The organism is Psychrobacter fozii, from assembly GCF_003217155.1.
Taxonomy (GTDB): Bacteria; Pseudomonadota; Gammaproteobacteria; order Pseudomonadales; family Moraxellaceae; genus Psychrobacter; species Psychrobacter fozii.
The window spans coordinates 221,378-242,680 of sequence record NZ_QJSU01000003.1; the positions used below are offsets into that span (position 1 = coordinate 221,378).

At 44.1% G+C, this 21,303-nt stretch carries 16 protein-coding genes; 3 read left to right on the forward strand and 13 right to left on the reverse strand.

Going from position 1 to position 21,303, the window contains the following annotated elements; genetic code table 11:
- Window positions 1-28: 28 nt before the first annotated feature.
- A complete protein-coding gene (locus tag DFP82_RS05515; protein ID WP_110922731.1) occupies window positions 29-1,471 on the forward strand; it encodes an APC family permease in 1,443 nt (480 codons plus the stop codon).
- Between the two features lie 96 nt (window positions 1,472-1,567).
- On the opposite strand, the gene DFP82_RS05520 is transcribed toward DFP82_RS05515, so the two are convergent.
- The 6 genes from DFP82_RS05520 to DFP82_RS05545 form a co-directional block, all read right to left on the reverse strand.
- Window positions 1,568-2,947 (reverse strand): NAD-dependent succinate-semialdehyde dehydrogenase, encoded by a 1,380-nt coding sequence (locus DFP82_RS05520; protein WP_110922732.1) that lies wholly within the window; start codon window positions 2,945-2,947, stop codon window positions 1,568-1,570.
- An 85-nt stretch (window positions 2,948-3,032) separates the two neighbouring features.
- Entirely contained in the window at window positions 3,033-4,139 is a 1,107-nt protein-coding gene (aguA, locus tag DFP82_RS05525) for an agmatine deiminase (protein ID WP_110922733.1), read from the reverse strand.
- Between the two features lie 49 nt (window positions 4,140-4,188).
- Window positions 4,189-5,058: an N-carbamoylputrescine amidase gene (aguB, locus tag DFP82_RS05530; RefSeq protein ID WP_110922734.1), complete on the reverse strand. Its 870-nt coding sequence runs from the start codon at window positions 5,056-5,058 to the stop codon at window positions 4,189-4,191.
- A gap of 192 nt (window positions 5,059-5,250) precedes the next feature.
- On the reverse strand, window positions 5,251-6,744 hold the full coding sequence (locus tag DFP82_RS05535; RefSeq protein WP_110922735.1) for a Na+/H+ antiporter NhaC family protein: 1,494 nt from the start codon (window positions 6,742-6,744) through the stop codon (window positions 5,251-5,253).
- Between the two features lie 173 nt (window positions 6,745-6,917).
- Entirely contained in the window at window positions 6,918-8,249 is a 1,332-nt protein-coding gene (locus tag DFP82_RS05540) for an NAD(P)/FAD-dependent oxidoreductase (RefSeq protein ID WP_110922736.1), read from the reverse strand.
- Between the two features lies 1 nt (window position 8,250).
- Window positions 8,251-9,594, reverse strand: coding sequence for a glutamine synthetase family protein (locus tag DFP82_RS05545; RefSeq protein WP_110922737.1), 1,344 nt, complete (start codon window positions 9,592-9,594; stop codon window positions 8,251-8,253).
- Between the two features lie 344 nt (window positions 9,595-9,938).
- Here DFP82_RS05545 and DFP82_RS05550 point away from each other — a divergent pair, with 344 nt between their 5' ends.
- Both DFP82_RS05550 and DFP82_RS05555 read left to right on the forward strand, forming a co-directional pair.
- Window positions 9,939-10,676: a gamma-glutamyl-gamma-aminobutyrate hydrolase family protein gene (locus DFP82_RS05550; RefSeq protein ID WP_110922738.1), complete on the forward strand. Its 738-nt coding sequence runs from the start codon at window positions 9,939-9,941 to the stop codon at window positions 10,674-10,676.
- Window positions 10,654-11,301, forward strand: coding sequence for a cupin domain-containing protein (locus DFP82_RS05555; RefSeq protein ID WP_227681425.1), 648 nt, complete (start codon window positions 10,654-10,656; stop codon window positions 11,299-11,301). The genes DFP82_RS05550 and DFP82_RS05555 overlap by 23 nt, the downstream gene beginning before the upstream one ends.
- An 87-nt stretch (window positions 11,302-11,388) precedes the next feature.
- Here DFP82_RS05555 and DFP82_RS05560 read toward each other — a convergent pair whose 3' ends face one another.
- From DFP82_RS05560 to carB, 7 genes are all read right to left on the reverse strand, one after another.
- A complete protein-coding gene (locus DFP82_RS05560; RefSeq protein ID WP_245905648.1) occupies window positions 11,389-12,711 on the reverse strand; it encodes a glycosyltransferase in 1,323 nt (440 codons plus the stop codon).
- A gap of 143 nt (window positions 12,712-12,854) precedes the next feature.
- The gene (locus tag DFP82_RS05570) at window positions 12,855-13,727 is read right to left on the reverse strand and encodes a TIGR03915 family putative DNA repair protein (RefSeq protein WP_110922741.1); all 873 of its coding nucleotides are present in this window, start codon (window positions 13,725-13,727) and stop codon (window positions 12,855-12,857) included.
- Between the two features lie 80 nt (window positions 13,728-13,807).
- Window positions 13,808-15,076 (reverse strand): putative DNA modification/repair radical SAM protein, encoded by a 1,269-nt coding sequence (locus DFP82_RS05575; RefSeq protein WP_110922742.1) that lies wholly within the window; start codon window positions 15,074-15,076, stop codon window positions 13,808-13,810.
- A gap of 176 nt (window positions 15,077-15,252) precedes the next feature.
- Window positions 15,253-15,828, reverse strand: a complete 576-nt coding sequence (locus DFP82_RS05580) for a hypothetical protein (RefSeq protein WP_110922743.1) — start codon at window positions 15,826-15,828, stop codon at window positions 15,253-15,255.
- Between the two features lie 112 nt (window positions 15,829-15,940).
- Window positions 15,941-16,978, reverse strand: coding sequence for a hypothetical protein (locus tag DFP82_RS05585; RefSeq protein WP_245905649.1), 1,038 nt, complete (start codon window positions 16,976-16,978; stop codon window positions 15,941-15,943).
- Window positions 16,979-17,162: 184 nt separating this feature from the next.
- Window positions 17,163-17,639 carry a transcription elongation factor GreA gene (greA, locus tag DFP82_RS05590; RefSeq protein WP_110922744.1) on the reverse strand — a complete coding sequence of 159 codons (477 nt, stop codon included), beginning with the start codon at window positions 17,637-17,639 and terminating at the stop codon, window positions 17,163-17,165.
- A 352-nt stretch (window positions 17,640-17,991) separates the two neighbouring features.
- Window positions 17,992-21,261 (reverse strand): carbamoyl-phosphate synthase large subunit, encoded by a 3,270-nt coding sequence (gene carB, locus DFP82_RS05595; protein ID WP_110922745.1) that lies wholly within the window; start codon window positions 21,259-21,261, stop codon window positions 17,992-17,994.
- Window positions 21,262-21,303: the final 42 nt, after the last annotated feature.

Genomic DNA, 21,303 nt, shown 5'->3' on the forward strand with positions numbered 1-21,303 from the left:
TGGGTGACACATAGACAAGGAGTAAGTTATGTCTGGACTAAAAAAATCGCTGGGGATGTTTGATATTATAGCCTTAGCATTTGGTGCTATGGTAGGTTGGGGTTGGGTAGTACTGGCTGGCGGCTGGATTTTATCTGCTGGTACGTGGGGCGCGATGTTAGCGTTTTTATTGGGTGGTTTGGCAGTGATACTGATTGGTGTGACTTATGCTGAGCTCGCTTCATCAATGCCTATCACGGGCGGTGAGCATACTTATACCCACCGAGCATTAGGGGTCAATGTTTCCTTTATCTGCTCATGGAGTATTCTATTTGGTTATTTCTCAGTCGTCGCATTTGAGGCAGTCGCCTTGCCGACGGTGGTTGAGTATTTTATTCCCAATTATAATCAGGGTTATCTTTGGACGATCGCTGGTTGGGATGTCTATGCCACTTGGGTAGGTGTGGGGATGCTGGGATCAGTGATTGTCACATGGCTGAATGTACGAGGTATGGAAGTCAGTGCATGGTTCCAAAAAACAGCGGTTGTAGGGATCTTGTTTGTCGGTATATTACTGTTCATTGGCGCGGCATTATATAATCCTGCGACATCGACTGCGATACAAGCTCCGGCGTTTATTGGTGGCGCTGCTGGCGTGATGGCAGTTATCGTGATGGTTCCCTTTATGTTCGTCGGCTTTGATGTGATTCCACAAGCGGCTGAAGAGATTGATTTAACCCGTCCTAATATCGGTAAATTCCTAATCGTATCAATAACGATTGCGGTACTTTGGTACATCGCAGTTGCATGGAGTGTGGGTACCACATTGCCATTGATTCAAGCCGAAAACTCTACGTTGGCGACCGCTGATGCAATGACCAATGCGTGGCATGGTAAATGGGCAGGTATTCTACTGGTTATCGGTGGCGTATTGGGTATTTTATCAAGCTGGAATGCGTTCTTGATTGGTGGTAGTCGTCTACTATATGCAATGTCAAAAGCGCATATGTTGCCAGCATTCTTAAGTAAATTACATCCAAAATACAACACACCTGTTAATGCGATTTTATTGATTGGTGGTTTAGCCACGCTCGCGCCATTATTTGGTCGCAAAATGCTCGTGTGGATTGTTGATGCTGGTGGTTTTGGTATCGTCATTGCTTATACTTGTGTTGCTATCTCTTTCTTAGTACTGCGCTACCGTGAGCCTGATATGGTACGTCCATTTAAGATACCTGCAGGTAAACTAGTGGGTATGATCACGATCGCACTAAGCTTTGGCTTATTAGCACTATACATGCCAGGTATGCCATCTGCGCTTACCGCTATCGAATGGTGGATTTTCTTTGGTTGGACAGTGTTAGGTGTGGCGCTATATGGTTATGCAACCATTAAGTACCCTGGCAAAAGTGAAGCCATCATGGCAGAAGAATTGCGCGAATTAAAAATCGTGAATCAGCTATGGTTGAAAGACAACCCACCAAAGAGTTAACTCTATTTAAAATACCCATTAAAAAAGCCTAACGTTTAACGTTAGGCTTTTTCTGTTTTAGGACAGGAATAGAGTGTTTAGATTAATACATTTATTTTATGCGCTAGCTTTATTACGAATCAGCTTGTAGTTTAAGAATTCAGTAATACCTAACGTGCCTAACTCGCGACCGAAGCCTGAGCGTTTAACACCACCGAATGGTGTATTGGCTTCACTACCAGATGGGGCATTGATAGTGACCATACCCACTTCTAATTTCTCAGCGATTTCTGCGGCCAGTTCTGGACTTTGAGTCTGAATAGAAGCGCCAAGACCAAATGGCACATCGTTAGCGATTTGGATGGCATGGTCGACATCGCGAGCTTTATAGATGACGGCGACAGGGCCGAATAGCTCTTGACGATAGACATCCATTGACTCAGTCACATCCGTTAGTACAGCTGGGGCAAACCAAGCACCTGGCTTATCTTTTACTATACCGCCTTCTACTAAAACAGTAGCACCCGCTTGAATGGCACTGTCTAGTTGCTTTTGAAGACCCTCAGCCGCCGCTTTTGAAGACATTGGTCCCATAAAGGTTTGCTCATCTAATGGGTCTGCCAATGTCATGGCACGTACGTTATCAGTGAATTCTTGCACGAATTGATCATAAACGTCATCGACGATAATTAAGCGTTTAGCCGCATTACAGGCTTGTCCGACATTACCAAAACGACCTGAGATGGCTCTTTGTACGGCTTTTTTGATATCTGCATCAGAAGTAACGATAAAGGCATCAGAACCGCCAAGTTCTAAGACAACTTTTTTGAGTGCGCCGCCAGCTTCTTTTGCAACTGCTTGACCTGCACGCTCAGAACCCGTCAATGAAACACCCTGTACGCGTGTATCGTTGATGATGGTCGCTGATTGCTCATTGGTCGCAAAGATATTGTTATAAACCCCATCAGGCATGCCTGCGTCTTTCATAATATCGACGATAATTTCGGCTGTCTTAGGGCATTGCGGTGCATGCTTTAGAATAATAGTGTTACCCGCCATGGCGTTTGGCGCGACGAAGCGTGCTACTTGATAGTGTGGATAGTTCCAAGGCATGATGCCTAGTAGTGCGCCTACAGGGCGTTTTTCTACAGAAGCTGTTCCTGTATCAACGTCGATAGTATTAGGCGCTAATAGCTGCTCAGCATTGTCTGCATAATAGCGATAGATGTCAGCGACCAGACCAATCTCACCTTTTGCTTGAGCGACTGGTTTACCCATCTCATTGGCGACGATACGTGCTAGCTCTTCTTGACGGTCAAGATAGATATCAGCGACTTTATGAAGTAGTGCACTGCGTTCATTTAGTGGAACATGACGCCAGCTTTGATAAGCTGTGTCCGCTTGCTCAATCACTTGTTGGATATCTTGTTCGGTTGCCGTAGGGTAGGTGGCTTCGAGTTCGCCTGTGGCTGGGTTATTTACTTGATAATCGCTCATAAAAAGTCCTTTTGTTTACATTTTATTTTTGGTTATGTTTAAAAACTTATATTTAGAAAGCCATGTATAAAATACATAAATCTCGTTATTGCACGTTGGCGATAGGCTGCTGCTGAGTAATGCAGTGGATATTGCCGCCGCCAAACACAATCTCTTTCGTTCGTACTCCAACCACCTGATGCTCAGGGAAGATTTTTTCAAGCTGCTCAATCGCTAAACTGTCATTAATATCATCATATTGCGGCACAATGACACCGCCGTTACAAATAAGAAAGTTAGCATAAGAGGCGATACAAATATCGTCCGTATTACGAGACTTGGCATCTTCTGACTGGGTAATATCAGCATTGTCAGGCAAGGTTACATATTGCTTGGTACAGCACAATTTATGCACTTTCAACTTTCGGCCTTTGGCATCAGTCATCTCTGAGAGCTGCTGATACGCCTTTTGCGTGGCTTCATAAAATGGATGCTCAGTATCATCAGTAAATAAGCAGACCACTTCGCCAGGTCGCGCAAAGCAGGCAATATCATCAATGTGCCCAGTGGTTTCATCGGGATCGATACCGTCATCAACCCATAGCACTTTTTCGACATTTAAGTGGGATTTCAGCATGTCTTCAATTTGTTGCTCATTCAAGTGAGGATTACGCCCAGGACTGAGCAAGCACATGCGGGTGGTCAATACTGTGCCTTCGCCATCCACATGAAACGCGCCACCTTCTAGTACAAAACCATCGGTACGGTAGCGCTTTATACCCAAACGCTCACACAGGCGCTCGGCAAGCTTGTCATCGTCATCCCAAGGCGTATACAAACCATCGTAATCGCCGCCCCATGCATTAAACGTCCAGTCGCAGGCACGCAAACCACCAGCATCATTGATTAAGAATGTCGGCACAATGTCACGCGCCCATGCATCGTTACTTGGCATGGGTATCACATCAATATTATCGGGCAGCTGCGCACGGCACGCCTCAAAGTCATCAGGCATTACCAGTACGGTCACGTCACAAAAACGTTTGATGGCTGTGGCAACGGCTGCATAGGCAGCTTTGGCTGGTACAGCTTGTTGGCGCCAGTTATCAGGACGATAGGGCCATATCATCCAGACTTTTTGTAAAGGCGCAAATTCTGCTGGCATGTAAAAGCCATCTTGCTTTGGTGTTGAACCTGTCATTAATGTGGACATAAAGTCACCTTATCGCACTCAAGCGCTTATAAAAATATGGAGAATGGGTTTAGCCGTGCGTTAATAGTGTGCCGTACATTGATGGACGACGATCACGGAACACGCCCCATTGACGACGCTGTTCTGCCAGTTCATCCAGATCAAACGTGGCCATAATAAATTCGCTTTTATCGGTTGAGGCTTCTTGGATAATCTCGCCGCGCCCATCAGTGATGAACGAGCTGCCATAAAACTGCATGGTGCTGTCCGTGCCATTTTGGCTGATGGTTTCTTCGCCAATACGGTTAGAAGCGATAACAGGCATGAGGTTAGCCGCAGAGTGTCCTTGCATACAGCGCTGCCAGTGGCCCGTTGAGTTGATATTTAGGGTTGGCTCATCACCAATAGCGGTTGGATACAGCAGTATCTCTGCACCCATGAGAGCCATGCTGCGCGCGCATTCAGGGAACCATTGATCCCAACAAATACCAACGCCGATTTTGCCATACTTGGTGTTCCAAACTTTAAATCCCGTGTCACCAGGCGTGAAGTAGAATTTCTCTGCGTAAGGAATGCCATCTGGAATGTGCGTTTTACGGTAAGTGCCCAGTATTTCGCCATCAGCATCAATAATGGTCACGCTATTAAACAAGGTGTTGCCTGATTTTTCATAAAAGCTGATAGGCAGTACCACTTCAAGCGACTTTGCCAGCTCTTTAAAATGATTGATGGCCGTATTGTGCTCGACTTCGGTAGCCAAGTTAAAATATTCAAAATCATGTACTTGGCAGAAATAAGGGGTTTCGAATAACTCTTGTAGCAAGATGATATTGGCACCAGCTTTTGCAGCTTCAGTGACCAATGCAGTGGCTTTATCGATGTTTTCTTGTTTGTCCCAAGTGCAGGCGATTTGAGTGCTGGCGACAGTAACTGATCGCATGGTATAGCTCCTTGATTATAATTTGTCTGTTGTATGAATAAAATAAAGTGTCATAAAGTGAAGTCTGGTTAGAGTAACGGCTTAAATAATCGTATATTTAAGCCGTATTATTGCTAGTCGTCGTATCATAAATCATAGGACGTTTGAGTACAGGGTCTTTTTAAACACAAGGTTTTTTTAAACATAACGCCTTTAGGCCATCATAAAACCAAGTCCTAAGAAAGTAGCAACCGACAGCACAGCACCAAGCATCGCATAAGGGAACTGCGTGAAGGCATGCTGCATGGGTGAACAACCGGCACCCTGTGCCGCTAGTAATGATGAATCACTAAAGAAACAAGCATGACTACCAAATGATGACGCCGATAATAAAGCACCGATGACCAATGGCGTGCTAACACCTAATGCCGCTGCTACTGGAAATACAATCGGCATGGCAAGGACATATAGGCCCCAGCTTGATGAAGTTGCAAAGGTTAAGAAAGCCATGACCGCGAAAATAACAGCAGGGAAGATAATGATCGTCATGTGCGGTGAGATAGCGTCAATGACATACATAGTCATACCAAGCTCATCATTGATTGCTTTTAGGAAAAAGCCACCGATAACGGTCGATAATGGGTACAACATGACTTTGAAACCTGTAAAAATCGACTCTACTTGGGTCTCAAAACTCAAAATACCTTGTGCCCAATAGACTAAAACGGTCACAAAACAGGTAAGCAATGCACCTCTTAATAAATCCACTTCAAAGTAAATGGTTGAGACGATAAGCAAGATCATTGGGAATGCAAAGTTAAAGATATTGGCTTTGAATGATAACGTACGTTTGGCTTTGACATTTGACACCAACTGCTCATCGATGAAGTCTTCTGGAACAGGATTGCCTTCTTTTGCGCGTTTCTCTGCACGTTTCATTGGGCCCCAGTCACCGATGATGCCGTAAGCGACCAAGAACACGATAAGTAGGGCAAACCAAGCATACGCCATGAATGGAATAGAGCTGATGTAAAGCGACATACCAGCGCCGTCTGCTGCGACACCATTCTCTTCTAATAGGCCTGAAAAGTAGACCGCCCAGGTAGAGATAGGAACGATTACACACATAGGAGCAGCGGTAGAATCGACGATATAAGCGAGCTTTTCACGGGATACGCCATAAGTATCCGTCAGTTTTTTTACTGAGGTTGAAACGGCCAAACAGTTTAGGTAATCATCGATAAAGACCACAACACCCAATGCAAAGGTCGCGAGTAACGACTGTCTGCGTGATTTAATAATTCTTTTGAGCCATTCACTAAAGCCGTCTAAACAGCCACTCACTTCTAGCAGTTGAATAAGACCACCCATAAGACCACAAACGAGCACGATCCAAATGATGGTTTCGTTACCGAGTACGGCTGAGATATTATCTGCAAAAGGGGAGACCAAATCGAATGGGTTGAGCATGACAAGGCCAGCAACACAGCCTGCAATCATTGACTCAAAGGGACGTCTGGAGACGATGGCAATGATGAGTACTAGCATGGTGGGTAGTAAGGAGAGGATCCCCCAAGATTCTGATGGATCGCGGCTGGATGATAACCAAACAAAGGCAAGATAGATGGCAATTCCCACTACGACAGTGAGAAAAACTCGTTTGTTATGATACTGTTCTTCAACCGCATCATTAAGTTTCATGTTCATGGTGACGTTCCTTGTGTGACATTATGGCTTATATAGAGAAGATCCTGTTTTAAGGTAATGATCGATAGGAAGTACGAGTGGACTTCCTATCGAGATAGTAATAACAATCCATTGCATTAATGGCTTCAATATCTTGCTTATCATTAAGCAGAAAATCGAAGCCATTACGTTACTTATAAGCCAGTCTTGTCCTTTAGCGCGTACCACCAGGATCCCATCATAGAGTAGGGCACTCGTAGTGCGCGACCACCAGGGAAAGGAATCCATGGAATTTTTGCAAAGGTATCAAACTCTTTGGTATTGCCATTGATGGCATCGGCCAATATCTGTCCAAACAGATGCGAGCCTGTCACGCCATGTCCACTATAACCGTGTGCAAAAAACACCCGATCATGTAGCTTGCCCATCTGCGGCACCCGCGAAAAAGACAAGGCAAAGTTACCGCTCCATGCATAGTCAATTTTGACATCGCGCAGCTCTGGAAAAATCTTGTTCATGTTGGGTCTGATTTTTGCGGTGATATCAGAAGGATCTTGACCACCGTAGACCGTACCACCACCAAACAACATACGCTTGTCTGCTGAGAGGCGGTAGTAATCCAAAATATAGCGAACATCTTCGACACAGACGTCCGTTGGCAGGAGCTTGTCGGCCAAATCTCCTAACGGTTCGGTGGCGATAATTTGGGTCGATACGGGCATGACACGGTCAGTCAGCTTAGGAATGACTTTATTTAAGTAGGCATTACCGCACATAACCGCTTGCTTACAAGTGACCGTACCAAACTCAGTGATGATTTTGATGTGGTCGTCAGCATACTCAACATCAACGACCAAGGTATTTTCATAAATAGTGCCGCCACGTAATTCAATGGCAGCCGCTTCACCAAGCGCAAGATTTAGCGGATGGAAATGTCCACCAGAATGATCGATAACGCCGCCTACATACGCTTCTGACTTTATATGCTCTTGCATACCATATTTGTCTAGCATTTCACGGTCATGCATACCATGACTTTCCCATAGTGCATGCGTTTTTTGTAAGTCTTTTAATTGGCCATTGTTTAAAGCGGCAAAGATATTCTTTTCTTTTAAATCGCAGCTGATGTCATAGTCTTTGATCAGTCGGCGAATGATTTTGCCACCGCGTGTGACGAGCTGACCGACAAAATCGGCGTTTTGTTGACCATAAGAGCTCTTGATTTTTTCTAAGCTGGCATTCAGACCGTTGACAATCTGACCACCATTGCGGCCTGATGCACCCCAACCAATCTGTGCGCCTTCTAGTACGACCACTTCGTGATCTGTCTCCATGAGATGCAGCGCCGTTGATAGGCCACTATAGCCACCACCCACCACGCAAATCTCAACATGAATGTCATTTTCTAGCTTCGGTCTATCTGGTTTAGGATTACGACTGGCAGCATAATAACTGTCAGGATATTGCCCATTATCCGAGTAGTGTGGAATATTGCGCGTGTTGTTAGACGGCTTGCTATTTGACATATTAGACATCCTGTAAATAGGTGAGGTATTCAAGGTTGGTGACTTGCTGAGCAAAGCGCATGGCTTCTTGTTTTTTAACCGCAATAAGCAGTTCAATCATCTCGCTTGGAAATAGTGCATCAATGACGTCGCTGTTTTCAAACTGACGGATGGCTGATAGCCAATCTAAAGGCAAGGTTTTGAGATCTTCTTCATTATAAGTAATGCTATTGATTGGATCCGGTGCTTCTAGTTTGTTTTCGATACCATATAGCATACCTGCTAGTACCGCACTACAGACCAAATAAGGGTTAGCATCTGCGCCTGATACGCGATGCTCGATACGGCGTGCTCTTGGATCGCCACCAGGGATACGTACGGCTGCTGTGCGGTTTTCATAACCCCATGATACGTTGTTTGGTGCCAATGTACCTGGTGCAAAACGGCGATAAGAGTTGACGTGTGGTGCAAACAGTAAGGTGCAATCTGACATGGTTTTCAATAGTCCAGCGACGGCATGACGTAGTATATCCGAGCCTTCTGCTGAGCCATCATCAAAGACATTGTTGCCATCTTTATCTAATAAGCTGCAATGTACATGGAAGCCATTACCTGATTGTAGACCAAACGGTTTTGCCATAAAGGTAGCAGTGAGCTTACGACGAGCAGCGACCGCTTTGACCACTTGTTTGAATAGTATCGCATCATCGGCAGCTTTTAACGGATCATCGACATGTAGTAAATTAATCTCAAACTGACCACAGCCATTCTCAGCTAATGCCGCATCAACAGGAATATCGAGTTTCTCACACTGAGCATAGACTTCGTCTAAAAACTCATCAAACTGTAATAAATCATTGATACTTAGAATAGAGGTTTTGTTTAATCTCAGGCCGCTTTTTGGACGAATAGGTGGTTTTGGCGTCTCGCCTTCTGTGTAGTCCACCAAATAAAACTCAAGCTCAGTCGCCATGACTGGGGTCAAACCAAGCGCTTTGAATTTTTTGCTGATGTAGTCCAAAACGTGTCTGGCATCACCGTAATACGGTTCATTGTCTTCGGTATAAAGCCAAACAGGTAATAGCGATGAGGCTGCACTGGTATTAAGAAGGGGATAAGCGGCACGACCTGTAGGACGAGCAATGGCATCAATATCACCATTACATTGAGAGGACTCGATGACGTCTGCACCCCAAATATCAACGCCTAAAATAGATAGAGGCAATCGGATGCCACCAGCTTGTGCTTTGTCCATTTGGTTAAATGGGATACGTTTACCGCGAAGTAAGCCGTTAATATCACCTGCTGCAACATATACATATTCAGTTTTACTTGCAGATGTGATGGTTCCGTTGGTCGTCGTCATGTTGTTCATCCCTGTCAGTTTTTGAAATATTTGGGTTGGCCTTGCTGATTTTGTTCACGATATGAAGCACTTAACGTATTTCGGGATACTGTCTATCAGCTTTCTAAATGTATAAAAATTGTTCTTTGTCATAAAGATGTCTTTTAATATATGGATGAAGGTTATAGTTGTCAATATTTATTTTTAATTACCTAAAAGTAATTTATATAACTCATATAAACCAATTTAATTGACAATGAAGTTTATAGTTTACATTTACTAGGTAGTTATGATAAATTTTAGTTAAGTTAAATACCGCAGTATCTGGACATCTAGGTACAGATATCACATTTAGGGAAAATCACATGCCTACTTCTAGACCTATCATCGCTATCGTCTCCTGTCACAAAATGGTGGACGGCCAGCCAGCCCAAGCGGTATATCAAAAATACATCGATGCTATCCAGTATTATGGTGGCAATCCAATATTGCTTCCCTATACGGCTGCTGACAGTGAGAATTTTGATGCATTGGTCGCGTTGGCAGATGGTATTGTATTGACAGGGAGTTATAGTAATGTCGCGCCGATGCGTTATGGCGCATCGCATGTAGAAGAAAAGCAGGATTTAAATCGTGATGAGCTAAGCTTTAAACTACTGGCTTATTCAGCGGAATCTGGCACACCTTTACTAGCAGTATGCCGAGGGTTACAAGAGATGAATGTGCATTTCAATGGCACGCTATACCCTGATTGGCGTGAAGTAGAAGGGTTCTATGAGCAGCATTTAGAAGACAATACCCAGCCGCTAGAAGTGCAATATCAGCCAGTACATGACGTCATTATTCAGCCTGAAGGGAAGCTTGCAGCATTTGGTGACGAGTGGCACGTTAACTCGTTACATAAGCAAGCCATCAATAAAGTGGGTGAGGGTTTGTTTGTAGAAGCGCTGGCACGTGATGGATTGGTAGAGGCGATTAGCTTAATAGAACATCCGTTTATGATTGGTGTACAATGGCATCCTGAGCTGAATTATGCACAAGATGGTTTTTCCAAATTTTTATTTACGGAATTTATTCACTATGCCAGTCAAACAAAATCCTGATAACGATATCCCAGAAAATGACGAGATAATCTCTGTTGAAGAACAAGAGGCGCCTGAATCGGTTGAAAAGCCAGAAGAGAATATCGGTAAAAAAATCAATCAATTGCGCCTTACTAAAGGGTTCTCACAGCGTAAACTAGCGAGACTGGCAGGACTGACCAATACCTCAATCAGTGCTATCGAGCGTAATAAGGTTAGCCCTGCTGTCAACACGCTAAAAGCGATCTTGCAGGTGCTCGACTCTGACCTAAATACCTTTTTTAGTGACGAGTGGAAAGAGCGTAAAGACAGAGTCGTCGTTACGCCAAAAGACCTCATAGAGATTAGTGAGCCAAACAGTCGGGTCTCCATCAAACAGGTGTTCAATGGCAGTCCGATCAAGAATTTAGGGTTTTTGATCGAGGTTTATCAGCCGAACAGTTCGACTGAAGATAGGATTTCTCATGAAGGTGAGGAGATTGGTACGGTCATCGAAGGCAAGATTATCATTCGTATCGATGATACTACCTACCTATTAAATGAAGGCGATAGCTACGTGATTAAAACTTGTCATCCGCATACTTTTATCAATCCAAGCAATGCCATCACTCGCATCGTCAGCGCGCATACGCCAGCGACATATTAATTGGAAGGGTGGCGGCTGGTAAGAACGGGCACGGAAATATCTATAGGCGTACAGTCAGTAGATAGCTGAATATTTATAACAGGCTTTCTAAGTATCTGTCTCTTTTGAGAGGTTGGCTGCTTCAGAAAGCCTTTTTTTAGCAGGTTCTGTGTTTGCTAGCGAATCGCTATGTTTTGCCCTAGCATCATAAATTTTGGCTTTATTATTTATCGTATTGGCAGTGGGTTTCAAATACTTCTTAATTCTTCTTACCGCTGCCGCATCGGCTTCAGCTTGCTCTTCTGCCAGCGCCATATCACTTAGATTTTGATAGACATTGAGGGTTTCCTCAATCATCTCACGCATCGTGAATTTGTTCGTCATCTCAGGACGAGTCACGCTTTCCAACTGGTTTCTAACCGCTTTACAGAGAGAGGTCGCATTGTATTTTTTGACCAATCCTTGCGGATAGAGCGGTTGTAGAATTTCGCTAAAGGCCGCTTGATCCCAACCAATGACGGGAGTGCCTAAGTGAATCGCTTGCAGCGCATTGATACCAATAGACTCTGGCTCATTGGCCAGTGCCATCACGATATTTGCCGCCGATAGCCACTCTCGCATGTCATTGCGCTTGCTACCCACATAAGTGATGCGCTCCGCCAGACCTAAGGTATTAGTGCGTTGACGAAAGTCTTCATGCGCCACATCGCCATCTTTATAGTCATCGTCCATGATAATGACATGGATATTAGGGAACTGCTCTTGTAGATTACCCAAAATATCAATCAACCACTCTTGACCATATTCATTGCCGATAATGGTTGGAAATATCAGCCACTTTTTGTGCTCAAGCTCTGGGTATTCTGCAAAGGTGTGACGTAGCCAATAAACTGATGGATTATGCCGATAGGGATAGCGGCGAGTATCAATACCTCGATAGATACGTTTGATAATTTTTGGTGCGGTATCTTCACGGCGTAGTCGGTGTTTTAGATAGTTAGTAACACTGTCAGAGACGGTAATAAGCGTGTCGACATTGAGCAGTGCTTGTGAATATCTATTGATAGGGTAAAAGCCATACATGGTCGAGACCAGTTTTGGCATACGTTTGACACGTGCACGGCGCAATGCTAAATGTACAATCCATGCTGGCGTACGCGAGTGCGCATGAATGACGTCGGGCTCGTACTTTTCAATCAAATGGCGTAGTGGGGCAACTTGGAGTAGTGATAACCAAGACTTTTTATTCATTTGTAATTGGTGATAGATATTGCCGTCACGCTTGAGGCGTCTGACCAAATCATTGTCTTCATCAGCGCTTGAGACGATGATAGAGGTATGTCCATTTTTGACCAATGCGCGCCCAAGATGAAAAATACCGCGCTCGGATTCATCATGCTTCAAAGACGACAGTAAGCGCATAACTTTCATAATAGCGTCGATCACAGGTTAGTAATATCAAGTTGCTATTGTCAGTTAAAAGCGGTAAAAACTCAACCATCAAGGTAAAGTTAAAGCGTTTGTTTTTTAGAGCAATGAATAAGGCTGCCGTATATATATAACGCTTAAAATGCTTAGCGACGTTTTTGTAGATGCTCAGCATTGGGCAGTACTTGTTTTTCGCTCAAGTATTTCCAATAGCGTTGTGGTAGGTACTGCTTGTGCAAACGTGGGTTTTTACGCTCTTTAATATTGACATTGGTAAAATATCCTTGCCAAAATTTCTGATAACGTTGCTCATATTCGCTATGAATACTGGCAGGATTACGCAATACCGCATCATCAAGGTTAGTAATGGTTTGCAGTGCGGCAGGGCGTGACGGTGTGCTTTGGTTTTTGTCATAATAAATCCCAAATCCGCGACTGATGTCATAAATCGCCCAATGCTGATCTTGGTAACGCTGACGAAAGTGCTCGCCAATCAAGGGCAATACATTAAAATCAGGCTCTACTCGCGCAAAATATATATCGTCAGTGGTATGCTCAAAACGCACAAACGCTTCCATGCGGTGCTTTTCACGACCCACAGATTTGACCGTCTGCACCAATTCAAGGACGTTTAAATTACCCAAATCTTGCATAATAGAACGGCTAGGGTAGTCAATGGCATATTTCGCGACTTGAAATAGAGTGGTGCCGATATTGCCTTTTTCGGATAAAAATCCCCAAAGCATATTGCGCATACCTGAGCGCCCCAATAGCTTGTTCAGTTTTGTGAGGACACGCTCGGCCTTGTCTTCGTCAGTTGTCACGCTGGTTGCTTGAGCAATCAATGAGGGTATATAACAATCTTGCGCTATGAGCTGTAATGCTGAGTCGTGTTGTATTTTGTGCTCATAGGCGTAATAGACTGCACTCAACCAACCTTCAAAACTTGGCTCATAAATGATGATGCTGTGTGTCAATTGACCGACGGAGTAGGTTTGGTTTTGAGTAAGTGCTGACATTATCTGTCCTCAATATCTATCAAAAATACAGGTGCGAAGCGATAACCTTACTATTACTAGCTCCTGTTTTTATATAAACTCTAAAATAAGGCAAGCTGCCCACTACGTTGGTCTTTAAATTTGGTTTGTGTTTGCGCCAGTACATATTGTCGGAAGTTATCGCGGGTCAAATGAGCAAGGTGCTCGTTTTTACCTGTCGTTGCGATAAAGTATTTGGCACGATTGACCGCCGCTCCCATCTTTTTGAGATGGTACAACGTCAGCTGATTAAACTTGCGCGCTTTCACTATTTTTTTAGCCGTTTTAGTACCAATACCGGGTATACGGACAATCATCTCGTAGCTGGCAGTTTGGATATTAACGGGAAAATGCTCGCGATGACGTATCGCCCACGCCAGTTTTGGGTCGCAATCTAGATCCAAGAATGGCGAGTCAGGCTCAACGATTTCATGCGCGCCAAACCCATAAAAACGCATCAGCCAATCTGCCTGATAAAGGCGATTTTCACGCACCATAGGCACCGGCGTTCCAATCGCTGGCAAGCGATTGTCAGACAGCATCGGTACATAGCCAGAGTAGTAGACACGCTTGAGATCATACGTTTTATAAAAATGACTCGATAGCTGAATCACTTGTAAATCAGTCTCGTTACTAGCGCCAACAATCATCTGACTGGTTTGACCTGCGGGTACAAATTTCGGTGCTTTCTTATGGGTTTTACGACTTTCTTTGATAGTAATTATTTCAGTTTTAACCGTTTCCATTGGCGCTTTTAATTCATCATGTGACTTCTCTGGTGCTAGTAAAGCCAATCCTGATTTGGTCGGAATTTCGATATTAACGCTTAAGCGGTCAGCGTAAAGCCCTGCTTCTAACAGCAGCTCTTTTGATGCACCCGGAATAGTTTTTAAGTGGATATAGCCGTTAAAACGCTCACGGGTACGTAATATCTTAGCAACTTCGACCAGTCGCTCCATCGTATAGTCGCCACTTTTAAAAATACCAGAGCTGAGAAACAGTCCCTCGATATAGTTGCGGCGATAAAACTGCATGGTCAAGTCAACCACTTCTTCGACGCTAAAAGCGGCGCGCGGCGTATCATTGCTTTTGCGTGAGGTACAGTAAGCACAATCATAAATACAATGATTGGTTAAGAGGATTTTTAATAAGCTGACGCAGCGGCCATCTTCGGTATAGCTATGACAGATGCCAGTCGCTGAGGCATCACCGAGACCGCCGCCTTGGTTTTTGCGGGTACCAGCGGAAGAGGAGCAAGAAACGTCATATTTAGCAGCATCTGCTAAGATGTTGAGCTTACCCTGTAGTCGTTCATAATTGATGGTTGCCATAAGCGGTATTTACCAATGCATTAATGAAAGACTATTTTAACAAAATTAGCGTTAAGTCATTGTAATCATAGCTAAAATCAAGAAGGTAAACGACAACTGTTGTCGCCTTATCTGTGCATATTCCCCGTTCTTTTTTAGATAAGTTTTAGTATATGTATATTGAGGTTGGTTGTGGTTTATACGAAAAATTTCTCGTCTAATAATCCAATGATTAAGCCACCTACAACACCCAAAATACTAAGCAATAGGAGGGGAATAGCCAGTATCGTCAGTACCTGTGACTGGCTTTTTTTAACCTCGATAGAGTATCGGTTCAAATCAATGTCTGCCAAAGGTATGGCATTTCCTGAAATTGCTTGCAGTCTTGAGGTGCTCGACCCTGGCACTAGCTTCAATTCGTAATGACCAGCTTCCGCCCGAAAGGTGAAAAGCTCCATTTTACCAGTGGCAAAATTATTTGAGCGTGGAGACAGTATTGAGGGATTAAGCTTAATCTCTTTGCCAGTAGATGTACTTGATATATGAGGTCGGAACTGAGCCAGTGGCGTTTTTTTAAACACAGGACCTTTGTGCCAAATGGCATAAACACCGGATTTCGGGATAGTGAAACTACCAACGTTATCATGGTAGGGCAGCGATAATAATACGTCACCATTGAAAGCGTTTCTCAGCAGTTTTATTGCTTTGAATACTGTAAATATGCCCACGGGAACAATGAGGAATAAGAGTATTTTAATGGACAGTATGCTCATTATTTATATTCCTCAATGATTGAAAACTTGGCAATTTAAAAGAAGGTCTTGCCGGCTAGAAAGTTAGCCAGTAAGACCTCATAAAATTTATTAAACAACCACGGCCTAGTTTTTATTGTACCTTAGCACGTATCACTACAGTCTGGCTTGCACTGGCATCTAGATTGACCAAGTCCCATTTAAGAGCAGAGTAGTTTACTTGTGTCGCTGCCGTATCACTCATCGGTTGAACCACTTGATAGCTGTTGCCGTCCGTGGTTGCCAGGGTTGGTAGTAGACTGTTCAACGATAGCAACTGGATGCCATTTGGTAATGACACCATCGCATTGATACCGTTTACTAGTTGATTGGTGGTATTGGTATAAGTGGTGTGGTACTCAATGATATCGCCCTGAGCAATGTGATTGGCAGGTACGGCTATTTCACGGCCTTCTTTGTTCTTTAATATTTTCATGACCTTAGTTTTTGCATTGACGACATCAGGCTTACTAAAGCTTGGGGTCAGTTGTAGAGTCTCTAAAGAAACTGTCTTAGCAGTTTGATCGGTAAAGGTTGGGCTAATCGCTGACTGGTTAAGCGTTGATTGATTGAGCGTCGATTGACCAAGCGTTGATGAGCTGGTCATGACTTGAATAGCGGTTGATGCATTCATCACTGGCAATTGAGTAGCGGACGCGACAGGCAGGACTTGCTTTACGTTATTGAGTGGTGTGGTGATAACGTTCACTTTGGTGACGGCATTGGTCCCCTGATTGGTCACAGGCACACTTGTGACGGTGGTGCTGGCTTGAGAGATGGTAGTATCGTTTGTACTATTACTGACACTCTGACACTCTGACACTCTGACACTCTGACGAACGACATAGCTTGGAGTTGTTGTTACTTGCGTCACAGCGTAAGGCATGCCGTCCTGCATGGTGATGCCATTAGGTGTTGCAGTGATAGTCGCGGTGTTGCCATCAGTGTACTGCTCAACCACAGTCGTACTGCCGCTAGCTGATTGATTAATGCTTATTTCAGGCGCAGCATGTGCTGAGGATACGGCAAGTAAAGTGCCTGCGACAATCGAAGAAATAGCAGTGGCTATTGATGTTTTTTGCACCGCTATTTTTTTGGTAGTAACCAGTGATGCTGCAAAATCCATATTCATAAAAGACTCCTTAAAAATAATAGTAAGTGAAGCAATATTAGATCACGTGTAAACAAAAAACCCTCGTTATTTGACACTATAGCGCATGTCAAATAACGAGGGTATCAGTATTTATAATAGCCAATCTCAATCATTCAGCCATCATTATTTTTCGTAAGATGTTAGGCCAAATGATGGAGCGATACTAGTTGTATATGACTTTCATAATTTCATATTCGACCACGCCTTTTGGCGTTTCAATACGGGCTTCATCGCCTTCAGACTTACCGATAAGACCACGAGCAATTGGTGAATTGACAGAGATTTTACCAGCTTTAAAGTCCGCTTCATCGTCACCAACGATTTGGTATTGTTTTTCTTCTTCAGTGTCCATATTTTCGATAATGACGCTCACACCGAATACAACGCGACCTTCTTGTGGTAGTGTTGAAGGATCGATAACTTGCGCGCCGCCAAGCTTGGCTTCTATATCACGGATACGCGCTTCACAAAAACCTTGTTGCTCACGGGCTGCATGGTATTCAGCATTTTCTTTTAGATCACCATGTTCGCGAGCTTCAGCGATAGAAGCCGTGATGCGTGGACGGTCGATACTTTTTAACTGTTTTAATTCGGCTTCTAAAGCCTCATGTCCTTGCGGAGTCATGGGATAACGTTGCATGTTTTTTCCTTAAACCAATAACACCACACCATCTCCTACTCTTAGTAAATAGTGAGATGGTGTTGGGATTATTGCAATGGGTATAAAATATAAAAAGAGAGTGGTTGAGGCTGCATAACTAGCATACGAGTGGTTATGTATGAGCGTATTTATGCTCCGCTAATGCACACTTAACCTTACGTAATAAAAAGCATAGTCGCCGTTTAGCCACTATGCTTTTTGGGTCTGTCTTTTCAAAGGTATTGTCTGACTAAAGCATTACTGTCATATAAAAACCAATTTCGAATGAGCTTTTACATTAGCCTAACGGTTATGCTTAATCTACTGAAATTATTCAATCAAGTCAATAGAGCTAAGCAATAGTCTTTGCTTGTTCATGTAAGTCTTGTAGCTTATAGACTTCAAATGGCAAGTCAATCGAATAAGATTTGCAAATCGCATCTGCAGCACCCAATGTCGTGACGTAGAATACTTTACCTTGCAGCGCGCTGCGGCGGATAGAGAATGAATCCTCTTGTGCCTGCTTGCCCTCAGTTGTATTGATGATAAGGTCGATTTTACCATTTTTCAATGCATCGACGATATGCGGACGACCTTCAGTAACTTTATTGATTTGCTTGCACTCGATACCAGCATCGCTCAATATTTTTTGCGTACCAGTGGTAGATACAATGTCAAAACCAAAGTCAGCAAGCTGGCGGGCGATAGGGGCGATTTGAGTTTTGTCACTGTCGCGTACTGAGATAAAGACAGTCTTGTTTTCGCCCTCAGTTGGAAGACCTGGCAGACGCTCATTACTACCAATGATGGCTTTGTAGAACGCTTCGCCAAAGGTTTTACCAACACCCATGACTTCACCCGTTGATTTCATCTCAGGGCTCAAGATTGGATCGACACCAGGGAACTTAGCAAATGGGAAGACCGCTTCTTTGACTGCATAGAATGCAGGAACAATTTCTTTAGTGAATCCTTGGTCTTTAAGCGACGTACCAGCCATACAGCGAGCCGCGATTTGTGCCAATGAGGTACCAATGCATTTAGAGACAAATGGTACGGTACGGGCAGCACGTGGATTGACCTCAAGAATATAAATAGTTTCACCTTTTACGGCAAACTGTACATTCATCAGGCCGATAACGCCCAGCTCTTTAGCCATAGCAATGGTCTGTGCGCGCATCACATCGCATAACTCTTTGGATAGTGAGTAAGGCGGCAGTGAACAGGCTGAGTCACCAGAGTGAACACCCGCTTGTTCGATATGCTGCATGATGCCGCCAATCACGACGTCAGTACCGTCACACACACAGTCTACATCTACTTCGATGGCATCATCTAAGAAGCGATCTAGCAATACAGGCGCTTCGTTTGATGCTTGTACCGCAGTGCGCAGATAATGTCTGAGTTCATCTTCGTTATAGACGATTTCCATCGCGCGGCCACCTAGGACATACGATGGGCGTACGACTAGTGGATAACCAACGTCTTTTGCTTTAACCAAGCCATCTTCTAAGCTGGTTGCTAAAGCATTGGTTGGTTGGACAAGATTCAATTGCTGAATCATGTGCTGGAAGCGTTCACGGTCTTCAGCACGGTCAATCGCATCAGGGCTAGTACCAATGATTTTTACACCAGCGGCTTCAAGCGAGCGAGCCAGTTTCAGTGGCGTTTGACCACCGAATTGTACGATAACACCATCAGGGTTTTCGATACGGACGATTTCTAGTACGTCCTCTAATGTGATTGGCTCAAAGTATAGACGGTCTGAGGTGTCATAATCGGTTGAAACCGTTTCTGGGTTGCAGTTGACCATGATGGTCTCATAACCGTCTGCACGCATCGCAAGGGCAGCGTGTACACAGCAATAGTCAAATTCGATACCTTGACCGATACGGTTAGGACCACCACCAATAACCATGATTTTCTTGTTATTGGTAGGCTTCGCTTCACATTCGCTATCATACGTTGAGTACATATAAGCGGTACTGGTAGCAAATTCTGCTGCACAAGTATCGACGCGTTTATAGACTGGATAAACGTTTAAATCCCAACGTTTTTTGCGTAGCTGTTTCTGAGAGACACCAAGCAATTTGGCCAAACGCAAATCTGATAAGCCTTTACGCTTAAAGCGACGCAAGTTGTCTTCAGTTAAACCGCCGAAGCCTAATGATTTCACTATTTCTTCAGTTTTGACGATGTCTTCGATTTGAACCAAGAACCACGTGTCAATTTTGGTGAAGTTAAACACTTCATCGACACTCATTCCGATACGGAAAGCATCTGCAATATAATAAATGCGTTCAGGGGTTGGAATGGTTAAGCGGTTGATGATTTCACTGCGGGCCTTGTCAGTACTAAGGCTACCGTCTTTAATAGCAGCAAAGTCAATTTGCTCATCAAAGCCATCATTGCCAGTTTCCATACCGCGTAATGCTTTTTGCATTGATTCTTGGAAGTTACGGCCAATCGCCATGACTTCACCGACTGATTTCATCTGCGTTGATAAAACACTATCGGCTTGAGCGAATTTCTCAAAGTTAAAACGAGGTATCTTGGTCACGACATAATCAAGCGCAGGCTCAAAGCTTGCTGGTGTTTTGCCGCCAGTAATGTCATTTTGCAATTCATCTAGGGTATAACCAATCGCCAGTTTTGCCGCGATTTTAGCAATCGGGAAACCAGTGGCTTTTGATGCCAATGCTGATGAACGTGATACGCGTGGGTTCATCTCGATGACGACCATGCGGCCCGTATCAGGGTTGATACCGAACTGGACGTTTGAGCCGCCGGTTTCTACACCAATCTCACGTAGTACTGCCAATGAAGCATTACGCATGATTTGGTATTCTTTGTCCGTCAACGTCTGTGCAGGTGCAACCGTGATAGAGTCGCCGGTGTGCACACCCATTGGATCAAAGTTTTCGATGGCACAAATGATGATGCAGTTGTCGTTTTTGTCACGAACCACTTCCATCTCGTATTCTTTCCAACCGATTAACGACTCATCGATAAGCAATTGATGGTTTGGAGACAAGTCAAAACCGCGCTCACAGATTTCAATGAATTCATCACGGTTGTAAGCGATACCGCCACCTGAACCGCCCATGGTAAATGATGGGCGAATGATGCATGGATAGCCCATCTTTTCTTGGGTAGCAAACGCTTCTTCCATGGTTTCAGCGGTTTCAGCGCGTGGGCACTCAAGGCCAATACGCTTCATGGCTTTATCGAATAAGTTGCGATCTTCTGCCATTTCGATTGAATCTTTGGTTGCACCAATCAGCTCACATTCGTACTTGGTTAGTACGCCATGCTTATCTAGATCTAATGCGCAGTTTAGCGCCGTCTGTCCGCCCATCGTTGGCAAGATAGCGTCAGGACGCTCTTTGGCAATGATTTGCTCAACGGTTTGCCAAGTAATCGGCTCGATGTACGTGGCATCTGCCATGACAGGATCGGTCATGATGGTCGCAGGGTTTGAGTTGACCAAGATGACGCGGTAGCCTTCTTCTTTTAACGCTTTACAGGCTTGGGCGCCTGAGTAGTCAAACTCACATGCTTGGCCGATGACGATAGGGCCTGCGCCAATGATAAGAATGCTTTTTATGTCGGTACGTTTTGGCATAATGTTTTTAAGTCCTATTTTGGCGGTTTGGAATTTGTATGA